Consider the following 11187-nt stretch of genomic DNA (forward strand, 5'->3'; position numbering starts at 1 on the left):
CCACGGATCATCCGGCGGCAGCGGCCACCGCCCCGGCCGGCGGCGACAGCTCCGGCGGCGGCGTCCACGCGGTCTGGATCAGTCGATGCCCCCGGCGGGTGCAGAGCAGCGCCCGCCCCGGCGGCAGGATGCGCGGCTTGGTGTTGCCGAGCAGCGGCCCCTCCGACGGCGGACAGGACAGCGCCAGGTCAGGGCTGTTCGTCTCCTGCAGACGGCGGATCAGCGGATCCATCGACATCCGCATCACCCCGGCCGCACCTCGGGTCAGGACCAGGTGGAAGCCGATGTCGGTGCCCTGCGGCAGGAACGGGATCAGTGGTGCGAGCGGGCTGTCGTGCCCGGCGAGCAGGTCGTAGTCGTCGACCAGGACGAACAGTCGAGGCCCGGTCCACCAGTCCCGGCGACGCAGTTGCTCCGGCGTGACGTCGGTGCCCGGCATTCGGCTGCGCAGCCCCTCGACCGCACTGGCCACCGTCTCCTTCGTGGCTCCCGGCGACACCGAGTACCCGAGCCGGTAGGGGGCGGGCACGGAGTCGAACAGCCGACGACGGTAGTCCACCACCATGATCCGGGCCTCCTTCGGCGTGAACCGCCGGGTCACCCCGTCGACCAGCAGGCGCAGCAGACTGGTCTTGCCGCTCTCCGTGTCGCCCAGGGCGGTCAGGTGCGGCACCTCCTCGAAGTTGTGCCAGACCGGCTGCATCCGCTCCTCGTCGATGCCGAGGGCCACCCGCAGGTCGCCGTCCGGCGGCGGCAGCTCGGTGGCCGGCAGCAGGGCCGGCAGCGTACGCACCGGCGGCGCGGGCGGCCCGGCCCAGAAGTCCCGCACCGACGCGGTCAGGTCGCGGGCCCCCTCGGCCACGCTGTCCGCGTCACCGCAACCGTCGATGCGCGGGAGCCCGCCGAGGAAGTGCATCTTCTGCGCGGTCAGCCCCCGACCGGGCAGGTGCGGCACCGTGGCCGCCAACCGCAGGTCGATGGCGGAGTCGACGGCATCACCGAGACGCAGCTCCAACCGGGTGCCGAGCTGGTCCCGCATGCCGTGGTGCACCTCGGACCAGCGGGCGGCGGTGAGCAGCACGTGCACCCCGAAGTTCAGCCCCCGCGCGACGATCTGCCGGATCGCGGTGTCCGCGGCCTCGAACTCCTGCCGCAACGTGAACCAGCCGTCGACCACCAGGAACACGTCACCGTACGGGTCGTCGGTGATCGTGCCCTCGGCCCGCGCCCGCCGGTAGGTCGCCATCGAGTCGACGCCGAGACTGCCGAAACGCCGCTCCCGCTCGGTGACCAGGGCGCCGATCTCCGCGACGATCCGGCTCACCCGGTCGATCTCCAACCGGCCGGCGACACTGCCCACGTGCGGCAGGTCGGCGATCGTCGACAGCGTGCCCCCACCGAAGTCCAGACAGTAGAACTGCACCTGCGCCGGACTGTGGGTCAACGCCAACGCGCAGATCACCGTACGCAGCAACGTGCTCTTGCCGCTCTGCGGACCACCGGCGATGCCCACGTGCCCACCGATGCCGGCCAGGTCCACCACCATCAGCTCACGGACCTGCTCGAACGGTTTGTCCACGAACCCCACCGGCACCGCCAGACGCCCGGCACCGGGCCAGTCCGCGGCCCGCAACCCGGCCTGCGGATCCGGGGCCAGCGCCGGCAGCAACTGATCCAGGGTCGGGGCGGCGGCGAGCGGTGGCAGCCACACCTGATGTGCCGGCGGCCCCTGATCGGTGAGCTGGGAGACCACGACCGACAACACGCTCGGCGCCGCCACGTCCGCCACGTCCGGCGTGACCTCCGCCGCCGAGGGCACCTCCACCGGAGTGCGGTACGGCACGTGCTCCAACAGATACGGCACCAACTGCCGCTGCACCACGTCCTGCCGGGACCGCACGGCCCTGGGCCGGTGCGCGCCGGAGACGTACGCGGCCTTGAACCGGATCAGCGTCGACACGTCGGTCCGCAGGTAACCGTTGCCGGGCTGACTGGGCAACTCGTGCGCGTCCGGCACACCGATCACCGACCGCGACTCCATCGACGAGAACGTCCGCAGTCCGATCCGGTACGACAGGTGCGACTCCAACTGCGCGATCCGACCGTCGTCGAGGCGCTGACTGGCCAACAGCAGATGCACCGCGAGTGACCGCCCCAACCGGCCGATCATGACGAACAGGTCGATGAAGTCACGGTGTGCGGCGAGCAGTTCGCTGAACTCGTCGACCACGACGAACAACGTGGGCAACGGATCCAGCGGAGCTCCCTGGGCGCGGGCACGTTCGTAGTCCAGCGCCGAACTGTAGCCACCGGCCTGCCGCAGCAGCTCCTGCCGGCGGACCAGCTCCCCGTGCAGGGCGTCACGCATCCGGCTCACCAGCGCCGCCTCGTCGGCCAGGTTGGTGATCACCGCCGAGGTGTGCGGCAACCGGTCCAGCCCCAGGAACGTGGCACCGCCCTTGAAGTCCACCAGGATCAGGTTCAACGTCTCACTGGAGTGCGTCGCCGCGAGTGCCAGCACGAGAGTACGCAGCAGCTCGCTCTTGCCCGAGCCGGTCGCCCCGATCAACATGCCGTGCGGGCCCATCCCGCCCAGCGCCGACTCCTTGAGGTCCAACTCCACCGGCGCGCCGTCGGAGTCGACGCCGATCGGCACCCGCAGCCGGTCGGTCGCCGACCGGGGTGCCCAGGCGGCGTCCAGGTCCAGCCGGCTCAGGTCGGCGACCCCGAGCAGCGCCCCCAGGTCGAAGTCGGAGTCGAGCGCCTCGGCGGCGGGCTCGGCGGCGACACCGAGCCGGTACGGCGACAGGATCCGCGCCACCGCCCGGGCCCGGGCGACACTGAGCCGGTCGGCGTGGGCCAACGGCGACCGCTTCTCGCGACCGACCGCGTCGTGCCGCACCATCTCCAGCCGGTCCTCGACCAGGTCGAGCCAGAGCAGATGCCGGGGCGTACTGGCCGGCGCGGTGCCGATGTCGACCAGCACCGCGTTGCGGTACCCGCCGGAGGCCATCCGGGCCCCGGTCGGGATCCGCCCACCGTCACACACGACCAGCACGTACGGCTCGTCGCGACTCGGCGTGGCACCCTGCTCGTAGCGCGGCCGGGCGAGGAAACCCTCACCGAGCAGCCGCTCCACCCCCTCGATGCTCTCCGCGACCAGCCGCGTGGGCCCGGCCGCGTCCTGCTCGACCGGATGCTGGACGTGCGGCAGCCACTTCGCCCACTCCCAGTCGGCGGCACCCTCACCACCCAGACACAACGCGAGCACCACCTCCTCGGGCGCGTGCAGTGTCACCAACTGAGTGATCATCGCGCGCAGCACCGCACGGACACCGTCGGCGTCACCGGTGAACCGGATCAGCGCGAAACCACGCAGGAACACCGCGACCGGCTGGCCCTCAAGCGTGCTGTACGCCTTGATGAAGCGGCGCAGCGACTTCGCCGACAACGGCTCCAGATCCTCGATCGGCTTGGTCTGCAACGGCACGATCGGGGTGGCCAACCGCGCTCGGCCGGTGCCCAACCGCACCTCCAGGAAGTCCGGATGGCTGGCCCGCCGCTCCCACCGCCGCGACGTCATCGCCACCGACCACAGCGCACCCGGGTCGGGATGCCGCCAGGCACCCGCGTCGCGCTGCTGCGCCACGGTGCGTCGCACCCGGCGGCGGTTCTGCGCCAGGTACCGCAGATAGTCGCGGCGGTCGCCGCCGAGCCGACGTTTGCGCTCACCGCCGGAACTCATCATCAGGCCGATCAGCATCCCGCCCATCGCGACCACCATCAGACCGATCATCACCCAGGTCATCGCGCCCCGGCCGCCACCGACGAACATCAGCATCATGACGCCGGACATCACCATCATCGGCATGATCGTCATGACCTGACGCAACCCACCGGACTGCGTCTCGGGCAGCTCGGGCGGCTCCTGGAGACTGATCTCGCCCGCCGGCATCTCCGGGCCGTTACGCCGCGCCGGTCGCCGGAACACCACTGTGGTCACGGTCCGCCCTCCCGTCCCTGCTGCGGACCGCCCGACCGACCGCCCGCGCGCTCCTACTACGCACCGATCCGGGCGACGGGTCAGAAAAAAAATTCCGCACCCGCGTTGAACCGCCTCGAAGACGGCCCGTAGAGAGGGCATGACCATCGCCGTTGGTGAGCAGATGTGCCGACTGGTCGTCTGCGGACCGGACCGGCAGATCGAGCTGGCCGTACCCGCCCAGGTGCTGGTCGCCGACCTGCTGCCGGCGCTGCTGCACCACCTCGGCGAGGACCTGGCAAACACCGGTCTGCTGCACGGCGGCTGGGTGCTGCAGCGCCTCGGCGCACCACCGTTCGACGAGGACGGCACCGTCGCCTCCCTCGGCCTCCGCGACGGCGATACAGTGCACCTGCGCCCGCGCGCCGAACAGATCCCGCCGGTCGACTTCGACGACCTGATCGACGGCGTGGCCACCGGCGCCCGCGCCCGGTCCGGCCTGTGGCAACCGCAGATGGTGCGCTGGGCGGCGCTCGGCGTACTCGGGGTGCTGCTCGGCACCGGCGTCGCCGTGCTGGCGGCACCCGGCCCACCCGTATCCCGCCTGCTCTGCGCGGCCGGGCTCGCCCTGGGCTGCCTGGCTGCCGCGTTCGCGCTCACCCGCGCCGTCGGTGACCGGGCCGCCGGCACGGTGTTCCTGGTCGCCGCCGTCGCACACGCCGGCCTCGCCGGACTGCTGGTGCCGGAGGTCGGCCGCCCCGACGCCACCCTGACGGTGGACGGCCCCCGGCTCGTCGTCGCGGCGACCGCCGTGTTCACCACCGCCGCCCTCGGCCGGATTCTGCTCGGCCGGGCCGGTCCACTCTTCGCCGCTGTCCTCACCGCAGCCCTGTTCACCGCCGCCGGCGCCGCACTCGCCGCGTTCGTCCCGATGACCACCGTCCGGGCCGCCGCCGTCGTCGCGGTCGCCGCCACCATCGCCGGTACGGCCGTCCCGCTTCTCGCGTTCCGTCTGGCCGGACTGCACCTCGAACCGCTGCCCGTGCAGCCCGAGCACCTGCAGGACGGCATCGACCCGGAGCCGAGCGAACCGTTGCTGGCCCGCACCGTCACCGCCGACCGCTACATGACCGCGCTGCACACCGGCCTGGCCGCCGTCACGCTCGGCGCCCTGACGCTGGTCGGCGCCGCCGACGGCTGGGCGGCACCGACCCTGGTCGTCCTCGTCGCCGCCGTACGGCTGCTCGCCGCCCGCCCGATGACCAGCGCGTGGCACCGGTTCGCACTGTGCGGACCAGCCGTGGTGGGACTGGCCACGGTCCTGCTGCACGTGAGCACCACCGGCACCGGCTGGCCGCGCCTGCTGGTGCCGGCCGTCCTGGTGCCGATCGGCGCGGCACTGCTGGTCACCACCGCCCGAACCCTGCCCGGTCGACGGCTCATGCCGTACTGGGGACGCATCGGCGACCTGACCCACACCCTGGCGATGGTCGCGGTCTTCCCGGTCCTGCTCGCCGTCCTGGACGTCTACGCCTTCGCCCGGGCGTTGGGCGGCTGAGGGCCGTGCAGTCACGTCGGGACCAGGTGCAGGCCCAGTCGTACGTGCTGGGTCGACTCACCGGTGCGCTGGTGGCGGGGGAGCCGGAGACACCGGAGAACCCGCACCGTCGCATCCTGGTCGGCAGCCTCGCCGGACTGCTGGTCGCCGCCCTGGTCGTCGCCGGCTTCGCGGTCTACGGATTCCTTCGCCCCGGTGGCGCCGACAGTTGGCGACAGCCACGACATCTCGTCGTCGAGAAGGAGACCGGCAGCCGGTACGTCCTCGTCGACGGCACGCTGCGCCCGGTGCTCAACTACACCTCAGCCCGGCTGATCTTCGGTGCCGCTCCCAAGGTCGTCTCGGTCTCCGGCCGCTCACTGGCCGACGTGCCACGAGGCCGCCCGCTCGGCATCGTCGGCGCCCCCGACGCCCTGCCCGCACCCGGAGCGCTCAAGGGCACCGCCTGGCACGTCTGTGCACCGGCCACCCGGGACGGCGCGGGCACCCAGGCCACCACGACCACCCTGGCGGTCGACCGGTCGACGACCGACACCCTGCTCCCCGCGGACCAGGCGATGGTCGCCCGCGTCGCGGCCGGTCCGACGTTCCTGGTCTGGCAGGGGCGCCGCTTCGCGTTGACCCGCGACTGGCTGAGCCGGGCCTTCGGCTACGACGGCGTACCCGTCCTGGTCGAGCCCGGCTGGCTGGAGCAACTGCCGGTCGGCCCGGACCTCGCGCCGGTGCCCGTACCCGACCGGGGTCGACCGGGACCGGAGGTGGACGGCCGTCCCACCCGCATCGGTCAACTCTTCGTGGTCCGCGTCGCCGGCCTGCCCGAACGTCACTACCTGCTGCACCGCGACGGGCTCAGCCAACTCGGCCCACTGGCCCACGGCCTGGTGGAGAGCGACCCGGACACGGCCCGGGCGTACCGGCCCGCGCCGGTGGCACCGACCGCGATGAGCCCCGCCGCGCTGGCCCGGTTGCCGGTCTCCGCCCAGCCGACCGTCCCCGCCGACCTGCCACCCACCCCGCCGACCCGGGCCGATGCCGGGCCGGGCCGGGTCTGGTGCGTGCAACACACCGACGGTGGCGGCATCGGGGTGACGTCACGACCACCCCTGACCGCACCGGCCGCCCGCACCGTCGACGGCACCGGGGTCACCCGCACCGCCCAGACGGCCGGTGCGGTGTCGATCGCCCCCGGGGTCGGCGGTCTGGTCCGGCTCGGTCGCCCCGGTCAGCTTCCCGGCACCGGCTACTTCCTGGTCACCGATGCCGGGATCAAGTACCCGCTCGCCGACCCGTCCGTCGCCGAGGTCCTCGGCTACCGCCCGGACGGCGCGGCGACGGTGACCAGACCCCTGTTGGACCTGCTGCCGACCGGACCGCTGCTCGCCCCCGAGCTGGCCCGCAGATGACCGGCGCCGCGACCGCGACGGCCGGACGGACCGGACACCCGACACGAAGGAGAGCGAGATGCCCGCACAGAACGAAGTAGACGAACAGACCATCCGCCAACTGCTGTCGGCGTTCGAGGTGGCGATGGCCAACTGCAACGCCGCCGACGCCAGCGTCGACGCGGTCAACTCGTCGATGCAGTGGCACGGCGAGGCCCGCACCCTCTACGGACAGGAGCTGTCCAACTGGCGTGGCGGCCTCAACCAGGTCCGCAACGGCCTGGAGATGCTGCGGACCGCGATGGGCCAGTACCTCCAGGCGACCAGCAACGCCGAGCTGGAGACCTCCTCGCACTCCCGCTGGTACCAGGGCGACTGATCGCCCCCCACGACGAAAGGAATCCCCGATGGCCACCTACGGACTCAACCCCGACGGACTGCTCGGCAGCGGCGAGGAGTTGCGCGGCGTCACCCGGTCGATCGACAACGCCCTCGACGAGCTGAACGCCGTCGTCAACCGGTTCATCACGATGAACCTCGGCGGTGCCGCCGAGTCGTACCGGGCGGCGCAGACCGTCTGGGAGGGCGGGATGACGACGATGAACAACTCGCTCGGCTCCGGTGCCGTCGCCATCGACCGGATCCGCGAGACGTACCAGGTCGCGGACGCACAGGGCGCGGCCCTGTTCCAGGGCAACCTCTGAACGGGGTACGAGAATGCCGATCCACGTCGACGACGGGATGCTCAACGACTTCGTCGCCGTCAACATGACCCTGGCCACGCAGGCGCCCGGTGCTGCCCAGGGCCCGATCAACAACCTGGTCATCCGTCCCGGACACGAGAACTTCGTGGTCGGGCAGACCCTCGCCAACCTGATCCGCACCAACGGCTCCGCGATCCAGGCCCGGCTGGACGAGATCGGCACGCTGTCCGCCACCCGAGGGCAGCAGTTGCGGGCGTTCATGGCGCTCACCGACGGTGCCGAGACGCTCAACGAGATGTCGGCCGCCGAGTTCGGCAGCCGACTGCCGGCCTTCTGACCACCCTCGGGCCCGGGCACGACCTGCGCCAACGGAAGGAGCAACATGACCCAGCCTGGTGACGCGTTCACCGGCAGCCGGTCCATGGAGTGGATGCCGGCGTTGCGGGATGTGCTCGGGTCCGAGGAACAGGCGGACCCGGGGGTCGCGGCCCGCAACACCTGGATCCAGCTCGACACCTCGTTCTGGCAGGTGACCGAGAACGGCAACCAGAGCCCGTGGAACCACTGGATGCCCGGTGACCAGGAGGGCTGGAACCGGATCACCCTCTATCGCAAACGCCGGCACGGCGGCCGGGACTCCCGGATGTACTTCCAGCTCATCCGGGGCTGGGTCACCTTCTTCGAGGGCGGCGACGACTCCCCGGCCAGCCATTCGCAGCGGACGGTGAACGCCAGCGGTCCGATCGTCTCCGGCATCCGCGCCAACCAGTTCCTGGACGCCCAGACCTTCTCCGACGCCGCCCACCTCTACTGGCAGGTGACGGACTGGCTGATGAACGGCGGCCAACCGGCCGTCCGGGCCGTGGTCGACCGGATCGACCAGGACCGGGCCGGCTTCGACGGCACGGCCGCCGACGCGTTCGTCTTCGCCATGGCCGACATGGCCCGGACCATGCTCTATCTCAAGGAGAACATCACCGAACAGGGCGACTGGGTCCAACTACTCAACGACAACAGCACCGCGATCGGCACCTTCAAGACCGCGATGGAGAACGCCTGGAACGCGTTCGTCGCCTACCGCTACCACGACCCGAACTGGCTGGTGTGGGAGGTGCTGCGCGCCATGGAGCGCCAGGTCGACGAGCACGACGCGCGGACGAGCAGCGGGACCTGGACGGCCGGGCCCGAACAGCCGTGGACGTTCTCGTTCCCGGACCAGGGCCTCGGCACGTACGACCTGATGAGCAACGACGGCTGGAACCAACTGAACGATGCGATGAAGTCGACCTGGGTCAGCAACCTGGAGGCGTTGAACCTCGCCTCGGTCAACGCCACCCAGGCGCTCATCACCAGCTTCAACCTGACGATCCAGGCGATGCGGCGCGGGGTCTTCCCGCTGTACCGGGGCGTCTACTACTCGCCGCAGGACGACAACCCGTTCGGCAACGGTCCGAACAACCCGTTCGGCAACGGGCCGGGCGGGGGCGGCTCCGGCGGCTCCGACTTCGGCGGTGGTCCTGGCGGTGACGAGTTCGGCGGCGCGAACATCGGCGGTGGCGGGAACGACGGCGGCTCCGGTGGGGCGGAGTTCGGGGGCGGTGGCGGCGGCTCGGGCGGTGCGGAGTTCGGTGGCGGTGGCTCGGGCGGCGCCGACTTCGGCGGTGGTCCGGGTGGTGAGGGCTTCGGCGGCGCGAACATCGGCGGCGGTCCGGGAGGTTCCGGTTCCAGCGGATCCTTCGACCCGTCCGGCCTCGGTGCGGGGGGATCCGGCGGCGGTTCGGGCGGAGCGTTCGGCGACGGTGGCGCGAGTGGGGGGTCCACCGGCGGGCCGTCCGCCGGTGGATTCGACCCGTCCGGACTTGGCGGCGGCGGATCCAGCGGCACTGTCGGCCTCGACGGGCTGGGCGGTGGTACCGGTGGTGTCGGCAGCGGCGGCGCGGTCGGCCCCGGCACCCTCCTGCCGGGCCTGGGCGGTGGTGTCGTCGGTGGTGCGCCCGGTGGCGGGACGTCCGGCGGCGGTTCCCGGCCCGGTTCCGGTGGTAGCGGCGGCCTGGGCGGCCTCACCCCGCCGAATCCGTCCGGCGGTGACTCGGGTGTCGTCGGCGGGCCGGGCCGTGACGGCTCGGCGTCGGGCGGCGTGTCGACCGGCGGTAGCGGCGGCCTGGGTGGCCTGACGCCGCCGCCCACGTCATACCCCTCGGTCGTCGACCCGGGGGCGGTCGGCGGTGTGGGCTCCGGTGGCTTCGACTCCGGCGGCTCCTCGGCCGGCCTCAACGGCGGTGCCGTCATCGGTCCGATCGGCGAACCACCGCCCGGCTACGTGGCGGGTTCGGCGCTACCCGGCTTCGCCGGTGTGGCCGGCAACGGCACCGGCGCGGTCACCAGTGGCGGGTTCCTGGCCGGTGTGCCGTTCGGATCCCCCGGGGCGGCCGGTGCCACCGGCGTCGGCACACCCGGCATGGGCGGCATGGGCGGCTTCCCGATGATGCCGCCCATGGGTGGCATGGGACAGGGCGGCGGCCGCGACACCGACAAGGACCGCGAACGGAGCACCTGGCTCGCGGAGGAGGAAGAGGTGTGGGGCACCGATCCCGACTGCGCACCGGCCGTGATCGGTCGCGACGACCTCGACGAGGCGGACTCCGGTGAGGGTGTGCGTCCCGGCCGGTCGAACGTGCCGTCGCGTGGCCCGGGATCGCCGTACGGCCCGACGCACCGGGACACCACCCGGCGCCGGAACTAGGAGGAGGTAACGACATGCCCGGTCCGATGCAGGACCAGATCGAGCAGGCGTACGCCGAACTGGCCGCCAGCCAGGCGGCGATCGCCGACGTGCAGTCCCGTCTGGACGGCTCCGAGACGAGCGTGACGTCGAAGAACCGGGTCATCACGGTCACCGTCAACAGCCGTGGCGATCTCGTCGACATCCGGTTCCTGAGCCGGTCGTACCGCAGCATGCCGTCGGCCGAGCTGGCGACCCTGCTCGTCGACACCATCGGAGCGGCCCGACAGCAGGCCCAGGCAGCCGTCGCCACCGCGTTCGCCGCAGTCCTGCCGCCCGGGATGCCGGTCCTCGACATGATCAACGGCGAGGCCGACTTCGAGTCGATGATGCGCGACGCGATCCGGCTGGTGAACGACCCGTGGCCCGGCGCCGATCCGCCCCCGTCCCGGCCGACCGGGGCAGCGGCGGCAGACAGCGGTGACGGCACCGGGAGCCGACCGTGAGCGCCCCGCTGTCGGCGGACACGGACCGGCTGCGCCAGGAGGCGTTCGCCGCCTACTTCGCCCACATGCAGGCGGTCGTCGAGACGTTCGAGGGTGAGGTGGGTGCGAACACCCCGGTCGTGCTCAGCGTCCGCGGCGAGGTCGACGAGGCGGTCGCCGCCGACCTGGACCGCGAGTTGCCGCTGGCGAGGTACGTGCTGACCGGCCTGCGGGAGCTGGCGGTCGGCGACGGCAGCCGCGTGGCGGATCTGGCCGCGTTGCTGGCCAGGTACGAGGCGGAGAACGGGGACACGGCGACCGGCTGGTCCGGCAACGGTCCGGTGCGTACCTGAC

The 11187-nt window shown here is 72.2% G+C and carries 9 protein-coding genes; 8 read left to right on the top strand and 1 reads right to left on the bottom strand.

Annotation, left to right across the window (positions count from 1 at the left end; all coding sequences use genetic code 11):
* Window positions 1–7 precede the first annotated feature (7 nt).
* Entirely contained in the window at window positions 8–3955 is a 3948-nt protein-coding gene (eccCa, locus tag HUT12_RS12845) for a type VII secretion protein EccCa (protein ID WP_217706076.1), read from the bottom strand.
* A 187-nt stretch (window positions 3956–4142) separates the two neighbouring features.
* Here eccCa and eccD point away from each other — a divergent pair, with 187 nt between their 5' ends.
* The 8 genes from eccD to HUT12_RS12885 are packed head-to-tail and all read left to right on the top strand — an operon-like array spanning window position 4143 to window position 11186.
* Window positions 4143–5540 (top strand): type VII secretion integral membrane protein EccD, encoded by a 1398-nt coding sequence (eccD, locus tag HUT12_RS12850; protein ID WP_176093513.1) that lies wholly within the window; start codon window positions 4143–4145, stop codon window positions 5538–5540.
* A gap of 5 nt (window positions 5541–5545) precedes the next feature.
* Entirely contained in the window at window positions 5546–6943 is a 1398-nt protein-coding gene (gene eccB / locus HUT12_RS12855) for a type VII secretion protein EccB (RefSeq protein WP_176093514.1), read from the top strand.
* Window positions 6944–7001: 58 nt separating this feature from the next.
* The gene (locus HUT12_RS12860; protein ID WP_131053794.1) at window positions 7002–7301 is read left to right on the top strand and encodes a hypothetical protein; all 300 of its coding nucleotides are present in this window, start codon (window positions 7002–7004) and stop codon (window positions 7299–7301) included.
* Between the two features lie 28 nt (window positions 7302–7329).
* Window positions 7330–7626, top strand: coding sequence for a WXG100 family type VII secretion target (locus tag HUT12_RS12865; protein ID WP_131053793.1), 297 nt, complete (start codon window positions 7330–7332; stop codon window positions 7624–7626).
* A gap of 13 nt (window positions 7627–7639) precedes the next feature.
* On the top strand, window positions 7640–7963 hold the full coding sequence (locus tag HUT12_RS12870; protein WP_131053792.1) for a hypothetical protein: 324 nt from the start codon (window positions 7640–7642) through the stop codon (window positions 7961–7963).
* A 45-nt stretch (window positions 7964–8008) separates the two neighbouring features.
* Window positions 8009–10369 carry a hypothetical protein gene (locus tag HUT12_RS33200; RefSeq protein WP_176093515.1) on the top strand — a complete coding sequence of 787 codons (2361 nt, stop codon included), beginning with the start codon at window positions 8009–8011 and terminating at the stop codon, window positions 10367–10369.
* Between the two features lie 14 nt (window positions 10370–10383).
* Entirely contained in the window at window positions 10384–10854 is a 471-nt protein-coding gene (locus tag HUT12_RS12880; RefSeq protein ID WP_176093516.1) for a YbaB/EbfC family nucleoid-associated protein, read from the top strand.
* On the top strand, window positions 10851–11186 hold the full coding sequence (locus HUT12_RS12885; protein ID WP_131053789.1) for a hypothetical protein: 336 nt from the start codon (window positions 10851–10853) through the stop codon (window positions 11184–11186). Before HUT12_RS12880 ends, HUT12_RS12885 begins: the two co-directional genes overlap by 4 nt.
* Window position 11187: the final 1 nt, after the last annotated feature.

Source organism: Verrucosispora sp. NA02020, assembly GCF_013364215.1.
GTDB lineage: Bacteria > Actinomycetota > Actinomycetes > Mycobacteriales > Micromonosporaceae > Micromonospora.

Excerpts from the sequence above, each read along its gene's own strand:
- eccCa (WP_217706076.1), bottom strand. The coding sequence starts at position 3,955 with ATGCCGGCGGGCGAGATCAGTCTCCAGGAGCCGCCCGAGCTGCCCGAG.
- eccD (WP_176093513.1), top strand. The coding sequence starts at position 4,143 with ATGACCATCGCCGTTGGTGAGCAGATGTGCCGACTGGTCGTCTGCGGA.
- HUT12_RS12860 (WP_131053794.1), top strand. The coding sequence starts at position 7,002 with ATGCCCGCACAGAACGAAGTAGACGAACAGACCATCCGCCAACTGCTG.
- HUT12_RS12865 (WP_131053793.1), top strand. The coding sequence starts at position 7,330 with ATGGCCACCTACGGACTCAACCCCGACGGACTGCTCGGCAGCGGCGAG.
- HUT12_RS12870 (WP_131053792.1), top strand. The coding sequence starts at position 7,640 with ATGCCGATCCACGTCGACGACGGGATGCTCAACGACTTCGTCGCCGTC.
- HUT12_RS33200 (WP_176093515.1), top strand. The coding sequence starts at position 8,009 with ATGACCCAGCCTGGTGACGCGTTCACCGGCAGCCGGTCCATGGAGTGG.
- HUT12_RS12880 (WP_176093516.1), top strand. The coding sequence starts at position 10,384 with ATGCCCGGTCCGATGCAGGACCAGATCGAGCAGGCGTACGCCGAACTG.